We start from the raw sequence: 14920 nt of genomic DNA, 5'->3' as shown, positions 1-14920 counted from the left end.
AATTCTTAGCTTCTTTCATTAGTTATTTACCGTTAAGCATTTTTAACCAATTTTAGCAGGCAATTCGTCAAACTATCAGCTTGATAATAAAACAAATGCTTTGTTAAAATCGTACGCTAGTTGATAGAGTATCATTTTATTCAGCTTTAAACTTACAGCCATGACATTGCATAAATACATCCGCACAATCGGTAGGTGTTTGTTGTCGCTTGCCTTCATTTGTTTTAGTGTTTTACTTGTTAAAAGTCAGGAGCAACCACCTGACAAAAATGAAGAGTTGATTCTGATTGATTCATTGGGAATTACACAGGAATCTCAAAAATATTCAATCCCAGTTGGTTTATTTGCATATAATAAATGGGTTGATCTGAATGAGAACGGGCTTGTTGAAAGTAATGAGTTTTTCGGATTAGGCAAAGACTCATTTTCGAAAGGTGAAGCCATTAGTGTCTCTTTATATGATCCAAATTTGAGCGAAGGTTCAAATTTAAAACTTAGAATTTGGGATACCAGTGGTAATTTGATTCGTACAATTAAAAAGAATTATACTTCAACTCCTTTATTTACTTATTCAGGTTTCGATTCATTTCTGCCTGTTGGAAATTATATTTTAACCATTAATCCGGAGGAAACCGGAACAACCTACCAAATTCGTTTTTCATTAAAAGAGCCAAATGGAAACACTTTTGCTCAAATTCGCAAAAAACTACTTCCTGAAAACCTGCATATTTTTAGGATGTGGATAGATGAGGATGGAGATATGAAAATGGATAGCTCTGAAGTGTTTGCATTAAATCAGAAAGAATACTTTTTAGGCGATGTAAAATTTGAAATGGGTTTAAATCTTCCTTCAACTACCAATCGGGTTGTTTATCAGGTTTGGGATGCTCAGCATCAGTTGCTCAGCATGAATATTTCTAAATTGGATAGCTTGCAGCATTATACTATGAAAGAGGATACCCTGCATAATGGGAATGATTTTCTGAAGGTTTTAAGTGAGGCTTCCGTTGGAAATTATCTGATTACAGCTTCGGTTGCAGGAGAGAAGGTGAAACAATATCAAATTCCTATTCAGATAATAGATACAACGCAGATTGCTGATTCAGAACAAACTGTAGAGCCCGAACCGGTTGTAGCTGAAGATACTGTTTCTTCTGTACCAAAAATGAATATGGGAATCTCTGAGAATGTGGATAATTTAGCGCCTGAATTCAAAAAAGGGCAGGAGGGATTTTTTCTGTTTACAGGATTTATTGATTTGAATGAGAACAATATTCAGGATAGGGATGAGTTTATGGGAGCCGATCAGAAATATTATTATTCTGAATCGGAAAATATATTCGTCCAATTCCATTTGAGACAATTTTTTAATACGACGCTGAAGTTGCAACTGTTAGATAATGAGAAGCAACTGGTTAAAGAACAAATTGGGAGTTACGGCGATTCCCCATTCGTATTTAAAGTTTCAATGCCCGATGATCCATTGATTCCAGGAGATTATCAATTACTGATGATTCCCGTTGGTTCAGAAATAAAATATCGATTGGAGCTGACAATTAAGTAGTCAAAAATCCCGCTTTTGGTGTTCCAAAAAACGGGATTTTATCTGATCTAAAACCTATTGAAAAAACACTGTTTATTGCTTTACTATTTTTTTGCTGAGTTTTGAGCCGTCTTCCATTTCAAATATTAAAATGTAAGTTCCTGTTGTTAGATGATTTATGTTTAAATCTGCCGATTCATTTGGCATTGTTACAGCTATGATTGCTTTTCCTGATAAATCAAAAAGCTGTAATTTATTTACTTGTTTTAGATTTTCGAGATGAAGAATATCACGAACCGGATTTGGGTACAGGCGTAATTCTTTGTTTAAAATATCATTAATGCCTGTTGAGTAGGTTATTTCTTCGCTGTATGCACTGTAAACAATATCACCTTGCAATAATTCACCTGTTTGTGCAACCGGTGTTACCGAAAAGCGGATAAAATTACCGCGATCAGCTCTAACAAGAGTATAAGATAATTGATCGGCTCCGCTAATAACAGTTTCATTGGTTCCATTTGCATCGTCTGCTCTGTACCATTTGTAAATTGAACTTCCTTCCGGATCATTATTCAAATCCGTAAAGGTATAACTTGCCGTTAAGGTTTCATCCTCTCTGAAAGTTCCGCTTACAGTAATGTTTGAAGCAACAGGTGCTGATTTTACATCAGGAATGGAAAGTTGTTTTGTTGTGTAAATATGATATTCCCCGGCTTTAAGATCTATAAATGCGTTAACATCAGTAACAGCAATTGCCTGCCCGGTAAAATAATCATACCAGGTACCGGTTTTACTGAAATTAGGATCAATACTTCTTAGCTTAAGGTCGAAATTTCCAATTACTCTAACATCCATATCAGAATGATTGATTTCAATACGTTTTAAAACGGTATTTGTATTCAGTGTGAAATCTTCCGATTCGAAGGCAACTTCTTCTTTTTTTAGCTTGATTAGTGCCGAAAATACTTCGTACAGTCTTTTTCTGTTTGGATCATCCTGATATTCCCAATGGATTGGTTTTTTGCCAACACGACCATTTTCATCTATGGAAACATCGTAACCCAATCCGATATCTACCACATTTTTAGATTAATATTTAAAATGATCTGGGTGTAAGCAAGAATACCGTGAAGGCGTACCTGGATAAACTATCCCGATTGAAAACGGATGTTGACAGCCTGTTGTTGCTGGATGATCCCGTATTGGAAGCCAGGTTTCATCCCGGTAATCCAGCCTATAAGGACGAACGCTTTGAACATTTTAAGGGAAAACTGAATTACTTTACCAGTGAACTGAAACGTACCGGAGTTACCAGAAAGCTATTGTGGGAAGAGTACCGTCTGGATTATGCACAAGGCTACAGCCATACTCAGTTCTGCCATCACTTGTCACAACATTTGATTGCTTCTAAACCATCAATGGTACTGCAGCACCAGGCGGGCGAGAAGCTTTTTATCGACTTTGCCGGAAAGAAACTGAACTACGTGGATGTGCAGACCGGAGAGGTGATCCACTGCCAGGTGTTTGTGGCCTGCTTGCCTTATTCAGACTATAGTTTTGCCATGGCTGTAAAATGGTATTACACCCGCGCCATGGTTTATATTTATGCCAAAGGCAAACAGGTGAAAAGTCTAAAAACCAGAATAATCCAAGAGTCTGGAAAGGTCGAAGGGGCTGGAAAAATCCAGGAGTTTAAAAGAGTAAAAAAATACGAAATAATTATATGAGTACAATTAAAAAATTTGAAGAACTGGTGATTTGGCAAAATGCCTGGAAATTGATTAATGAGATATACAAAGAAATGAATGGGATTAAAGATTTTGGATTCAAAGACCAAATTCAACGAGCTTCAGTTTCTATCATGAATAATATAGCCGAAGGTTTTGAAAGATATTCAGACACTGAATTCAGACGTTTTTTGGACATTTCGAAAGTTTTATGCGGTGAGGTTCGAAGTATGCTTTATTTAGCCGAAGATCTCCATTATCTTGATAATAATACAGCTGAAAATTTACGGAAAGATTGCAGGCTAATATCAGGGGTAGTATTCAGAATTTAATTAACAGCTTAAAATCCTAATCATTCAATCATAAGCCACTTCCATACTATTTTAACCTTTCGGATCTTTGGACAGTTCAAAACTGTTTGACGCTTCGACATTTCCAGACTCTCCGACATTTCCAGACTTTAGTTAGTACACCGGAAGCTGAAATGAAACCCGAACACCACCTTCGCTAAGATTCTCCACATCAACAATGGCCTTGTGTAAATCCATAACCAATTTCACAACTACCAAACCAGCGGTAAAACGTTTAAAATCCTGTCTTCGGTCTTCTTTGTTTAGTTCAAAAAAGTGGAATGTGTAATTCACTTCGGATGGAGTAAACTGCACTCCTAAATCCTGAACAAAAACCTTGACACTTTGACCTTCCAACGAAGCGCCAACCAAAACTTCGGAACGCGAAGGTGCATTGGTAACTGCATTTTCAATTACTTTCTCCATGCTGATGCCAAACAATTTCTCATCACCACGAATGATATAATTCTTAGGGATCTCTACCTTTACTTTAATCTTTCGCTCAGCGATCAATGGTTTTAATTTTTCGATGCTGTCTTTGACTACCTCGTAAACAGAAATTCCCAAAATTTTCATTTCATAACGATCAAAACGCAAAGCAGAAAGAAGTAAGGCCATATCCGAAACCCCAGTCAGTTTTTCACAAGCCTGAATAATGTAACGCACATATTTTAAATTGGTTTTATTTTTAATGGAGAATTCCAACATTTCAGCAAAACCCACAATACCATTTAGTGGCTCTCTCAGTTCTGTTGACATGAGCGACAGAAAATCGTTTTTAGCATCTTCGAGAGTTGAAAGCTGATGGTTTGCATGCTCAAGACTTTGGTTTGACTCAACCAACTCCATGGTTCGGGCAGCAACCCTCTCCTCCAATTCCAGATTCATCATTTTCAGCTCCTGATTTTTACTTTTTAAATCAAGATGCGTATTCACTCTGACAACTAATTCCTGTGGATTGAACGGTTTGGTGACATAATCCTGAGCTCCTGCTTCAAAACCTTTAATTATGGATTCTTCATCAACTCTCGCAGTGAGGAAAATTACAGGTATATCTTTTGTTTTTTCTTTTGATTTAAAATACTCACAAACCTCATAACCATCCATTTCCGGCATCATGATGTCCAGTAAAATCAAATCAAAACTTTTTGCAACACACAGCATTATCGCATCTTTACCATTTAATGCGTAACTAATTTCGTAGGAGTCGTCGGAAAGAATGGATTGTAATACTTTAATGTTATCTGGTATATCATCAACGATTAAAATCTGGTATTTCTTCATTTCCGGTAAATTATATAAGTAGTCAGTAGTCATTGAAACAGAAAATGTAAGAATCAGAATATTTAACATTCATGCACTCTCACAATATTAACGCATAAATATAACACATAATTCTTTACATAGAAACCTAAAAACTGTTTTTTTTTGAATGCTTGTTTTTTAGATTGGATCGTCGAACATTCTAAAAGTAAAAAGTCAAAAAGTCTGGAAAGGTTGAATGGTCAAAACAAATACCTTTTTTTGACTATTGGATCTTGTGGCGCAGAAGAAGATTCTCTTTTTATTTTAAAGGCACCCCTCTGCCTGTCGGCATCTCCCCTTAAAATGGGAGAATTATTACATTTGGCATTTGGCTTTGAATCCCCTGGCTAAAGCCAAGTGGCAAAGTAAAGTCACCCTTATTTTATACCATGAGCCAAAGTCACATGAAAATCCAATCCTCTATCTCTTTTGATTACAATGGACTTTTGGACTCTTTGACCTTTCAAGACACTTCCAGACTTTTTTTCATCAAACACCCCCCTCTCATTCCACGAACGAATCAAAATCCATATTCAAAGCTCGTGAAATAAAGACAAACAAATTAACTTGACAAGTTTGACAGCTTGGCTTTTCATTTTTTTGTTTAATTTTACAGCGAAATTATACACTACTACAAATTTTTACCAATGGAAAATTTACCAAAGGAAATCGCCGACGCGATTAAAAATGGCATGGAAGAAAACCAACTGATTCAAATAGCAACACGCCTTTTGGAAAAAGGAGATCAGGAAAATGCCGCTAAAGTATTGGATTTTTGCATTTAAGAATCCACAACATGCAAAAAGCTCCAAAAGAAATAATCTTTTGGAGCTTTTGTATTTATGCTTTTACTACCCCTAAATCCCCTACCTTGAATCCACTGGCAAAGCATAGTTATCCTTATTCTATACTATGAGCCAAAGTCACATGACAATCCAATCCTCTACCTCTTTTGATTACAATGGACTTTTGGACTCTTTGACCTTTCAAGACCTTTCAAGACTTTATTCAGCCCCTTCAGGATTTCGTAATCTTTTTTAGTACCAAACTTGCTTTATCGGCTTTTGCGAGTTCTTTCCTAAATGACCGAAACTCTTCGTAGCGGGATGCATTGAATGTGTTTTTATTTTTGCGGAAAATTCGTGTGTAGTAAACTTTACTGTCAACCAATTCAGCATTGCTTTGATAGTATCCAAAGTCCGATTCAATAATTTTTTCCTCAGGAAGACTTTCAATTTTGTATCCTTCAGGTAGTATAAAACAGATGCTGTCTTTATCTTCAGTTGATCTGATATAGCGAATGTCGGTGAGTCTGTTTTCCAATTTGGGAGGAATGTAAGTAATTCTGTTGATTTTATTTAATGGGATGAATAAACGATCCCCTGTTTGCGAAGCATAGTTTCTTACATCAAGGTTTACACTTAAAACTGACGATGGAATTTGTTTTTTATCCTCCTGAAAATGATAATCATTAATTGTAAAATCGGGTAGGTTGATGTGTTCTTCGTAAAGGAATTTCTTTTGATCATCCACACTGCTTCTATGGTAAAGAGTTTCAATGTTTTCGTATTGAATTCCAGTGTAAACAGTCGAGATTTCAGCATGCGCGTTTCCATTTTCCAATAGGGTAAAAGTACCATTTTGAATCTGCTGGTTTTGTTCTATGGTATATAAAGGAGTATGGCATAGTTCTCCGCCATCATCATTTACACACAGCACATCGCGGTCGTCGGTAAAGGTTCCCAGATAGCCAAAAGGCATCTTCTGACTTGTGCATTCGAGCCAAATGGTGTCCTTCAGCAGCGGAACCCGTAAAATAACATGATTAAAATAGCTGTGTACAAAATCTGTATGTTGTAAATTATTGCTTTCCCCTGCTTTCACTAAAGTATAATTAGATGGAATATGAACGACTTTAAGCAGGGACTTCATGTAGTTCGACAATGCTTTGCAATCACCGTAGCCTTTTTCCGAAACCATTTCGGCCGGAAAACTTTGCCAGCCACCTATTCCCAATTGTATACCAACATAACGTGTTTTCGATTGCATGTATTCATACAATATTTTTACTTTTTCAATATCTGTCTGGCAGTCTTTGGTAAGTTCCAGGATATGAGCCTGTTCTTCTTCAGGAATCTGATCGCGTCCTTGATTTAAAACGGCCGACCATTTCCCCAGACTATTCCAGCTTTCTAAACTGCCTGGGTAATTATCCATTTCAAAATCGAGAGGAGCCAAAAGAATTTGAGGTGATTGTGAGAGTACGCCGGTAGAGTAGGCTTCGCTTTTTAAGGCAGGCAAACTATCGATACCCCATTGGTAGATATTTTGGTCATTTATTGTTGTAGTACTGATTGAATCTTTAAAATTAATGCATTTGTATCGTAATTTTTCCTCCGAAGGAATTATGACTTTCATGATGGATTTTTCAACACCTGCCAGATAGCCGGGATAGGCTTTCCAGCTTGGATAAACAAAAAGACCTTTGTAGTCTGATACCGATTCGTATTCAATAGTATATGGATATTGCTTTTGAACAGGTTCGTAAATTTTGAAACGCGAATCTCCTATCAACTCACCCGCAGAACTATAGCTGTAATCTTTAATTTCTGATTCCTTTACTTTTTTAATCACTAAGCCAAGGGAATTATAGATGGTGATTTTTAAACTCTCCAAAGTTTCAAATTTGCTGTATCCAAATGGAATTGATGCGTAAACTTCTCCCTTTTTATTTAGAATTGTAATCACCATTTTTTGTGTCAGACTGGAGCTTTTTCTTGAGTGTACTGTAAATTCGGCTTCATCCAAACGAACTACGGCATTGGCATTTTTTTTAAGTTCGGCAGGGATGGTAAATGCAGGATATTTAAATGTTTCTTTTTTTGCAAAGGCAGGTGTAAGAAGTAAAAAATGAGCAATTAGACTTAGTAGTGTGATTTGTTTCATTTTGTTCGTTTTTGATCCAATAAGTGTGGCAGGCTGTAAGTTTTCAATCTCAATTGTACTTAATCAGGTAAATTTTTGTATAGCTCATCTAATATAGTAAACGAACATAAAAGAATGAATCTAAATCTCAGGATACATGGTTTTATCAACTTAAATTGAACAGGTAATTTAAATTGTATCGACAGCCATCAGTAGAAAACCTTTTCTTTTAGGAGGTTAAGAGTGATCTGCTCCGACTAAGAAAAGGTTTTGTTTTACGGTTTCCTCCGCTAATATTAGTAAGGAAATTTCATCATAAAAAGAGAATTTCGTTTTATAAATCTGCCAGTATTTCGTTTAAATATGCATTAAGCGTACGCAAACTGGTGAAGCATTCTAAAATCTCATCGGAAAATTGCTCTGATAACACGATTCGATCGGGCACCATTTTCCCTACCGCATAATTCTTGAAATTTAGCAGGTCGATGTATTCAAAATCTTTAGGATAACCACGTGGAGCAGTCTTTAGTTTTTCACCGTACATTTCAGGAAAATGAGATGAGAATTCTTTATTCGTGATGATTTCTTGAAATTCCAGTGGGTTGTGAAATATTTCTTCACGAATGGCCTTAAGAACATTTGGTGCAGGCATGTAGCAACCGCCTCCCAAAAAGCTTCCTTCGGGTTCAATATGGATGTAATAACCTCCGTATTTGCTTTTTCGGCCATTTTTTGACAGAAAAGCTCCAAAATGTGTTTTGTAGGGTTGTTTGTTTTCAGAAAACCGAACATCCCGGAATATTCTAAAAATGCAGTCTTTGGCATTTAGTCCTGATAGATCCGGATCAATAACTTTGATTTGTTCGATACTTAGTTCAACGAAAAGTTCAAAATCCTTTTTGGCCTTATCGTACTTTTTTTTATTCGCATGAAACCAATCTCTGTTGTTATTCTCTCTTAGTTCGAGTAAAAACTCGTAAATACTATTGCTTAGCATGTTGTAATGTTAAAAGTTAATTACTTTATAGTTTTTTTGAAGGGTTTCGCTTAGTGCTTCACCCATGAATTTGACATCAATATTTAATTTTTCAAGTTGAGGAGTAACATCATACATATCAGCGCAGGCTTTGCATGCAAAAATGGATATTCCTTCTTGCAGCATTCTTTCAATGTATTCTTGAAGCTCTGCATCTTCACATAACAGTTTTGAGGATGGTTCCCAAACAATAAGGTTAATTTCGTCCCACCAGCCCATTTTCTTAGCATTGCAGGTGTACATAAATACCATTTTAAGAGCCACATCCCGGTCTCCGCTTGTCCAGACAACTGCTAATTTTTGTTTTCTGTTAGGTTTCATATCTTGTTCATGAGTATTGGGGGTCTGACAATAAGAATCCGTTGAATTGAAACAGATTTCCTGAAAGCGGAAAATGTTGCGGCAAGAATGTTTTTCATGGAAAAATACTTTTAATTAATAGATGAATATCATGGTTTCGGCTATGAAATTTATTTTTATTAAAAGGAGGATGAAATCAGTCAAGTCAAAAAAAGAGCCTTACATCCTTGAATAAAAATTACTTATCAAAAAAAACAAACTTAATATTGACTAAATCCGTTATAAAGATGAATATTGCAAGTAATTTAAAATAAAAAGAGCGAATGTGGAAATTACTACGAATAATAATTCTCTTGCTTCTGATGATTCCTGTTATTTCCTGGATCTGTTGGAAGTTTAAAGATAAGGTTCAAATGAATCTGTTAGTTGTTGATAAAACAGTTCCAAACGGCAATTATTCTGAGCACCTGTCTTTTTTTTGGGTTGCCAATCAAAAGCGCTGGGTAAAATCGAATGGAGAGGAATATAACTTCGCGGAGGATTTTTACGGCTTTCATCCCGGAGGTGATGGCAGGTATATAATAAAGGATCTGCGCATTTTAGAAAAGCAGGGGTTGTCTGCACTTGCTGATTCTTTGGATCTCGCATTTTTTGCCGATACATATGGAATTTATAATTCCAACTGGAAAGATCATCCGGATTATGGAAAGGATACAATATCCTTATTTTATGGTGGATTACAACCGGCAGAGTTCAACTTGATAAGAGAGATGAAGAGAAAAGGCAAAACGATCATTGCAGAGTTTAATTTTATTGCAGCGCCTACTTCGGAATTGGTTAGAAATCAAACAGAACAATTGCTGGGACTAAAATGGAGTGGATGGGTTGGTAAATATTACCATACTTTAGATACAGTGCTTGATCCGGAAATTCCTAGCTGGTTGCCGGATTTGTATAAAAAGAATTATAAAAAGAAGTATGATTTTAAAAATGCCGGAATCGTTTTGGTTGATAATAAAGAGAGAATTGTTATTCTGGATGCTAAAAAACATTTAAACAGACATTTTCCCGTTTTGGAAAGTGAATTGAGTACACAGTTGCAATATAATGTACCTGAATCGATATATTATCCATTTTGGTTTGACATCAATTCAACCGATTCACGCAATCATGTTTTGGCGTGGTTTAATTTAGATGTGAATGAAGAAGGAAAGGCTTTGTTGGATCAGTTTAATTTGCCAAAAAAGTTTCCGGCAATTTTGGAACACGATCAGGATTATCGGTTTATTTATTTTGCCTGTGATTTTTCAAACAACGAAATGGGAATTTATTCTTCCTACTTTAATGGAATTAATAGATTGAGTGGTGCATTTTACAATGCGAATCAGGTTAAAGATAGGAAAATGTTTTTCTGGAAGTATTACCGGCCATTTATGGGGACTGTAATGGATAGTATATCAGCAAGAAAGGCTCGAAAGGTGATGTATGTGGATTAAACTTAAACTAATTTGATATTGTCAAGTATAAGTTGGACATTTGTGCTTTGTTTTACTTTAATTGATTATTTTAAATAAACATAAACAATGTATTTTGGATGGTGAAATTTTTATCTCTCTTAACACTTTTATTATTTTGCATGATTGGGCAAGGGTTTGCTCAGGAAACTTCTGTGCCTAAGAAAAATAGTTTAGATGAATTTAATCGGGCAAGGGAATTGGCTTTTGCAGGGAATCGTGAAGAAGCCAGAAGTATCTGTTCTGAAATTTTGAATCAAAATCCAAAGTTTTATGATGCGAGAATACTAATTGGGAGAACTTATGGCTGGGATAAAAATTTTCAACCGGGAAGAGCGGAGTTACAACTGGTTTTGGATGAAGATTTTGATAATAGTGATGCCATTTTTGCTATGATTGATATGGAAAAATGGGCAGGAGATCCTAATAAGGCAATTTTTTATTGTGAGTATGGTTTGTCGTTTTTTCCTAATGAAGAGGCCTTTCTAGTTCAGAAAGTTAAGCTGCTGCAGGATGTTGGTGAGGAAAGTAAATCATTACTTGTTCTTGATGAACTGTTAGAGTTGAATCCCGGCAGTGAAGAGGGGTTGGCTCTGATGAAAAAATACAGATCATCTAAAATGGTTTATAAAGCGATTTATCAGCATGATTATGAGTATTTCAAAGAGCCTTACAATAGAAAGTGGCATTTAAGTTCGTTTCAGTTGGCCCGGCGCAATAGTTGGGGTACTGTTATTGGGAAGATAAATTTGGGTGATTTAATTTCTGATGGTGAAAGTTTTTGGTCCAGGGAGGTGGCGAAACAATTTGAAATAGATGCCTACCCACGGGTGACTAAAATGAGTTATGCTTATTTAAATTATGGATATTCTCCCAATAATTTGTTTCCTAAACATCGTGCAGGAGCTGAATTGTATCATAAATTACCAGAGGAATTTGGTGTGTCGGCAGGCATGCGGTTTCTTCAGTTTAATTCTGATGCAGGGAATAAAAATATTTTCATTTACACAGCTTCGCTGGAAAAATACTACAGGAAATACTGGTTTTCTTTTCGAACATACCTGACCCCCGAAAATGGTAATGTCTCACAGGTGTATTGGTTGGAAGCAAGAAGGTATTTAAGAGATTCGAAGAATTATATAGGTCTTGAATTAGCCACAGGTATTTCGCCTGATGAGCCCAGAGGGAATTTTTCGTCACCGGATGTATACAAATACAAAAGTAGAAAATTAAGATTGTCTTATCAGGACCGATTAGGGACCGATCGCTTGCTTTATCTTCTGAAATTTGGTTATGAACGGGAAGAGTATCGGGTTAATGAAAAGAGGAAAGCGTTTTCTTTCTCGGTGAAGTTGTCTTATCAATTTTAAATATTAGGAATGGATTATCCCAGTTAATAATTCATTAAAATGTATGCCAACAAAGAGTTCTGAACAAATGTTCATTCAGCGGTTGGGAGTGTGGAGAATGTTGGAGCTTATGTTTCTGGACTGGGATCATTTATTGCGTAACAAATAAAGGCTGTGAAAAAAGAATTGGAAATTAAGGAGGAGGGCAGGAAGTAGGATGCAGATAAAGTTTATATATATAATTTTAATTGAGCTGTTAGAATATGCTGGTCATGTTCAGGGGGTACTACTCGTGTTTTTTAATTTTTTAAAGACATTTATAGAGAAAACTCAGTCAATTGTAAATTATGCATTTGAAAGGCTGCCATACAATGCACTGAATGGATTGATCATTTCCATGATCATTGTTTTCTTTGTTGCATTGGTTTTTCTTCTTCCATCAATTCTTTTTTCTAAATTATACCTTTCTTATCGGAAGAAGAAAACAGAATTGTTGTATCAAAAGTATTCTAAAATTATTGTTCGCTTTTTGATCGATGATTTGTCGGAGAAAGAATTGTCAGATTTGAAAAATGTCAAGTCTAAATTTCATAGAAAGATATTGACAGCGGTTTTAATTTCAATTGATACGGCAGAGAGTAAGTTGGTAAGCAGTGAAATTAGAAAGTTGTATCTGGATATGAAATTAAATGAAGATTCCGTAGGAAAACTTCGTAAGAGATGGCACCATAAAATTAGGGGGATTCGTGAACTCAGTCACATGAGAGTGAAGAGTGAGAATAAAAATATTATGGAGTTTCTTAAAAGACCAAATGAAATTCTTCGAATTGAATCTCAGATGGGATTAATTAAGTTGCTGCCTTTTGTACCCTTTGCTTTTCTGGATTCTCAGGAAAAACCGTTTACTGTTTGGGAGCAGATTAATGTTTTCGATTTAATTCGCAAAAAGAGAATTGAAATACCAGAATTTCATTTGTGGCTTGATCACTGGAATGACTCTGTGGTGATGTTTTGTTTGGACATGATACGCGTTTTAAAACAAAGGGAAGCAGCTCCAAAAGTGATGGAATTACTGTATCATGACAATGATTTGGTGAAAGGAAAGGTTATTAAAACTCTGGTTGATTTGGAGAGTGAGGAGGCTGTTGGTAAGTTGAAAAAGCTTTTTTTATTAGAGGAGCTTCCTAATCAGATTAATATTATAAGATCGATTGGTCAGTTGCGTTTGGAGAGTGAGATGAATTTCCTTATTGAAAATATCAACAATGAAGAGTTTAAGATTAGAATGGAATGCTGTAAGTCTCTGGCACTTGTTGGCGTGCCTGGTATTGTGAAGCTGCAATCACTTTCCGAAAACGGGGATGAAGAATTGAAGAGGATAATCAGTCATGTTTTAGATCCAAGAATATGAATTACGATGAGTTTATAAGATTTATAAGTTATTTTTTGGATGGGATTTTTATCTCCTATGCATTTCTTTTGATCTTTAGTTATACAACGCTGAGTATTATTTCGGGAGTTGCTTTGAATTATTATTTGAAGAAGAATAGCTTTGTAGATTACAATGTAATTCTTGATTCTCCTTTGGCTCCTTCTGTTTCGGTGCTTGTGCCGGCATTTAATGAGTCAAAAACTATTGTAGATAATGTTGAGTCTATTTATACGATTCATTACAATAATTTTGATGTTATCGTTATTAATGATGGGAGTACGGATTCGACATTTGAGGATTTGCAAACTGCATTTAAATTAGAGAAGGTCGATTTTGCAGTTAATATGGAGATTCCAACTAAAGAGGTGAGAGGAGTGTACAAATCGATTCTTTCTACATATTCCAATTTAGTGGTTATCGACAAAGAAAACGGAGGGAAAGCAGATGCCTTGAATGCAGGAATTAATGTATCAGATAAAGCTTTATTTATGGCGATTGATGCTGATTCTATTTTGGAGCCGGATGCCGTTTTGAAATTAGTTAAGCCATTCCTGGAAAGAACCGACAGAAGGGTAATTGCTGCCGGGGGTGTTGTGCGGATAGCCAACTCGTGTTTGGTTGAAAACGGACGAATAACCAACGTGAAAGTTCCTCGGAATATTTTAGCCAGAATGCAGGTTTTGGAATATACGCGTTCATTTCTAATGGGCAGAATGGCTTGGGCTCAGCTCGATGGGCTGATTATCATTTCAGGTGCAATGGGAATGTTCGACAGAGAAGTGGTGGTTCAAAGTGGTGGTTATGCACATTCGATTGGTGAGGATATGGAATTGGTTGTTCGAATTCGACGATACATGTCCGAGAATCGCGAGAAGTATAAGATCGAATATGTTCCTGATCCTTTGTGTTGGACAGAAGCTCCTGTAAGTTTGAAAGTGTTTGGAAGACAGAGGAGTAGGTGGACCCGTGGTACGATTGAAACACTGACTGATCATTCAAAAATATTTCTTTCACCACAATATGGTGCCATGGGTTTGCTGGGTTATCCTTTCTGGTTTTTATTTGAGTGGTTAGCACCTCTGGTGGAAGTGGTGGGTATAATCTATATGATTGTGTTGTTTTTTACAGATAATTTAAGCATGAGTTTTATACTGGTTACTTCTTTGTTTGTATATACTTTTGCGGTGTTTTTTTCTACATGGGCAATTTTGTACGAGGAATTAACTTTTCATCGTTACGAACGAAAAATGGACGTTTTTCGCTTGTGGATTGCGGCCTTGTTAGAGCCATTTATTCTTCATCCAATAAGTTTATTTTTCGCAGTTAAGGGAAATATAGAATATTTAATGGGAAACAGAAGTTGGGGTAAAATGGAGCGAAAAGGATTTCTTCACCAAAAGGAAAAAATTAAAAAGAATAGATTCAAGTCCTAAATTAGT

13 protein-coding genes are annotated in these 14920 nt (G+C 36.0%); 8 read left to right on the top strand and 5 right to left on the bottom strand.

The genetic code is table 11. From position 1 onward, the window contains the following. Positions 1 to 160: 160 nt before the first annotated feature. The gene (locus ACHZAX_RS12780; protein ID WP_320019388.1) at positions 161 to 1564 is read left to right on the top strand and encodes a hypothetical protein; all 1404 of its coding nucleotides are present in this window, start codon (positions 161 to 163) and stop codon (positions 1562 to 1564) included. A 72-nt stretch (positions 1565 to 1636) separates the two neighbouring features. Here the strand turns inward: ACHZAX_RS12780 and ACHZAX_RS12775 are convergent, their stop codons facing one another. Further along, on the bottom strand, positions 1637 to 2623 hold the full coding sequence (locus ACHZAX_RS12775; RefSeq protein WP_320019387.1) for a T9SS type A sorting domain-containing protein: 987 nt from the start codon (positions 2621 to 2623) through the stop codon (positions 1637 to 1639). Between the two features lie 47 nt (positions 2624 to 2670). On the opposite strand from ACHZAX_RS12775, the gene ACHZAX_RS12770 reads away from it, so the two are divergent. Together ACHZAX_RS12770 and ACHZAX_RS12765 are read left to right on the top strand one after the other, a co-directional pair. Next, complete coding sequence (locus ACHZAX_RS12770; protein ID WP_320019386.1) at positions 2671 to 3270, top strand: hypothetical protein; 600 nt, start codon at positions 2671 to 2673, stop codon at positions 3268 to 3270. Continuing rightward, positions 3267 to 3602, top strand: a complete 336-nt coding sequence (locus ACHZAX_RS12765) for a four helix bundle protein (RefSeq protein ID WP_320019385.1) — start codon at positions 3267 to 3269, stop codon at positions 3600 to 3602. Before ACHZAX_RS12770 ends, ACHZAX_RS12765 begins: the two co-directional genes overlap by 4 nt. Positions 3603 to 3734: 132 nt before the next feature. On the opposite strand, the gene ACHZAX_RS12760 is transcribed toward ACHZAX_RS12765, so the two are convergent. After that, entirely contained in the window at positions 3735 to 4904 is a 1170-nt protein-coding gene (locus ACHZAX_RS12760; RefSeq protein WP_320019384.1) for a hybrid sensor histidine kinase/response regulator, read from the bottom strand. Between the two features lie 668 nt (positions 4905 to 5572). On the opposite strand from ACHZAX_RS12760, the gene ACHZAX_RS12755 reads away from it, so the two are divergent. Beyond that, positions 5573 to 5710, top strand: a complete 138-nt coding sequence (locus ACHZAX_RS12755; RefSeq protein ID WP_289532075.1) for a hypothetical protein — start codon at positions 5573 to 5575, stop codon at positions 5708 to 5710. 232 nt (positions 5711 to 5942) lie between these two features. Here the strand turns inward: ACHZAX_RS12755 and ACHZAX_RS12750 are convergent, their stop codons facing one another. The 3 genes from ACHZAX_RS12750 to ACHZAX_RS12740 form a co-directional block, all read right to left on the bottom strand. After that, positions 5943 to 7871 (bottom strand): DUF3857 domain-containing protein, encoded by a 1929-nt coding sequence (locus ACHZAX_RS12750; RefSeq protein WP_320019383.1) that lies wholly within the window; start codon positions 7869 to 7871, stop codon positions 5943 to 5945. 313 nt (positions 7872 to 8184) lie between these two features. Beyond that, complete coding sequence (locus ACHZAX_RS12745; protein ID WP_320019382.1) at positions 8185 to 8847, bottom strand: DUF2461 domain-containing protein; 663 nt, start codon at positions 8845 to 8847, stop codon at positions 8185 to 8187. 9 nt (positions 8848 to 8856) lie between these two features. Beyond that, a complete protein-coding gene (locus ACHZAX_RS12740; RefSeq protein WP_320019381.1) occupies positions 8857 to 9207 on the bottom strand; it encodes a DsrE family protein in 351 nt (116 codons plus the stop codon). Positions 9208 to 9509: 302 nt separating this feature from the next. On the opposite strand from ACHZAX_RS12740, the gene ACHZAX_RS12735 reads away from it, so the two are divergent. From ACHZAX_RS12735 to ACHZAX_RS12720, 4 genes are all read left to right on the top strand, one after another. Continuing rightward, positions 9510 to 10682, top strand: a complete 1173-nt coding sequence (locus ACHZAX_RS12735) for a hypothetical protein (RefSeq protein WP_320019380.1) — start codon at positions 9510 to 9512, stop codon at positions 10680 to 10682. 98 nt (positions 10683 to 10780) lie between these two features. Beyond that, the gene (locus ACHZAX_RS12730; RefSeq protein WP_320019379.1) at positions 10781 to 12070 is read left to right on the top strand and encodes a YaiO family outer membrane beta-barrel protein; all 1290 of its coding nucleotides are present in this window, start codon (positions 10781 to 10783) and stop codon (positions 12068 to 12070) included. A 376-nt stretch (positions 12071 to 12446) separates the two neighbouring features. Beyond that, on the top strand, positions 12447 to 13460 hold the full coding sequence (locus tag ACHZAX_RS12725; protein ID WP_143470818.1) for a HEAT repeat domain-containing protein: 1014 nt from the start codon (positions 12447 to 12449) through the stop codon (positions 13458 to 13460). Further along, a complete protein-coding gene (locus tag ACHZAX_RS12720) occupies positions 13457 to 14914 on the top strand; it encodes a glycosyltransferase family 2 protein (RefSeq protein WP_320019378.1) in 1458 nt (485 codons plus the stop codon). The genes ACHZAX_RS12725 and ACHZAX_RS12720 overlap by 4 nt, the downstream gene beginning before the upstream one ends. Positions 14915 to 14920: the final 6 nt, after the last annotated feature.

This window comes from Labilibaculum manganireducens (genome assembly GCF_963665805.2).
GTDB lineage: Bacteria > Bacteroidota > Bacteroidia > Bacteroidales > Marinifilaceae > Labilibaculum > Labilibaculum manganireducens.
The sequence above is the reverse complement of the archived record's forward strand: the minus strand, read 5'-3'. Positions and strand labels throughout refer to the sequence as shown.

Coding starts and splice junctions, on each gene's coding strand:
- ACHZAX_RS12750 (WP_320019383.1), bottom strand. CDS start 7,871: ATGAAACAAATCACACTACTAAGTCTAATTGCTCATTTTTTACTTCTT.
- ACHZAX_RS12755 (WP_289532075.1), top strand. CDS start 5,573: ATGGAAAATTTACCAAAGGAAATCGCCGACGCGATTAAAAATGGCATG.
- ACHZAX_RS12760 (WP_320019384.1), bottom strand. CDS start 4,904: ATGAAGAAATACCAGATTTTAATCGTTGATGATATACCAGATAACATT.
- ACHZAX_RS12725 (WP_143470818.1), top strand. CDS start 12,447: ATGATCATTGTTTTCTTTGTTGCATTGGTTTTTCTTCTTCCATCAATT.
- ACHZAX_RS12720 (WP_320019378.1), top strand. CDS start 13,457: ATGAATTACGATGAGTTTATAAGATTTATAAGTTATTTTTTGGATGGG.
- ACHZAX_RS12780 (WP_320019388.1), top strand. CDS start 161: ATGACATTGCATAAATACATCCGCACAATCGGTAGGTGTTTGTTGTCG.
- ACHZAX_RS12740 (WP_320019381.1), bottom strand. CDS start 9,207: ATGAAACCTAACAGAAAACAAAAATTAGCAGTTGTCTGGACAAGCGGA.
- ACHZAX_RS12735 (WP_320019380.1), top strand. CDS start 9,510: ATGTGGAAATTACTACGAATAATAATTCTCTTGCTTCTGATGATTCCT.
- ACHZAX_RS12765 (WP_320019385.1), top strand. CDS start 3,267: ATGAGTACAATTAAAAAATTTGAAGAACTGGTGATTTGGCAAAATGCC.
- ACHZAX_RS12730 (WP_320019379.1), top strand. CDS start 10,781: ATGGTGAAATTTTTATCTCTCTTAACACTTTTATTATTTTGCATGATT.
- ACHZAX_RS12745 (WP_320019382.1), bottom strand. CDS start 8,847: ATGCTAAGCAATAGTATTTACGAGTTTTTACTCGAACTAAGAGAGAAT.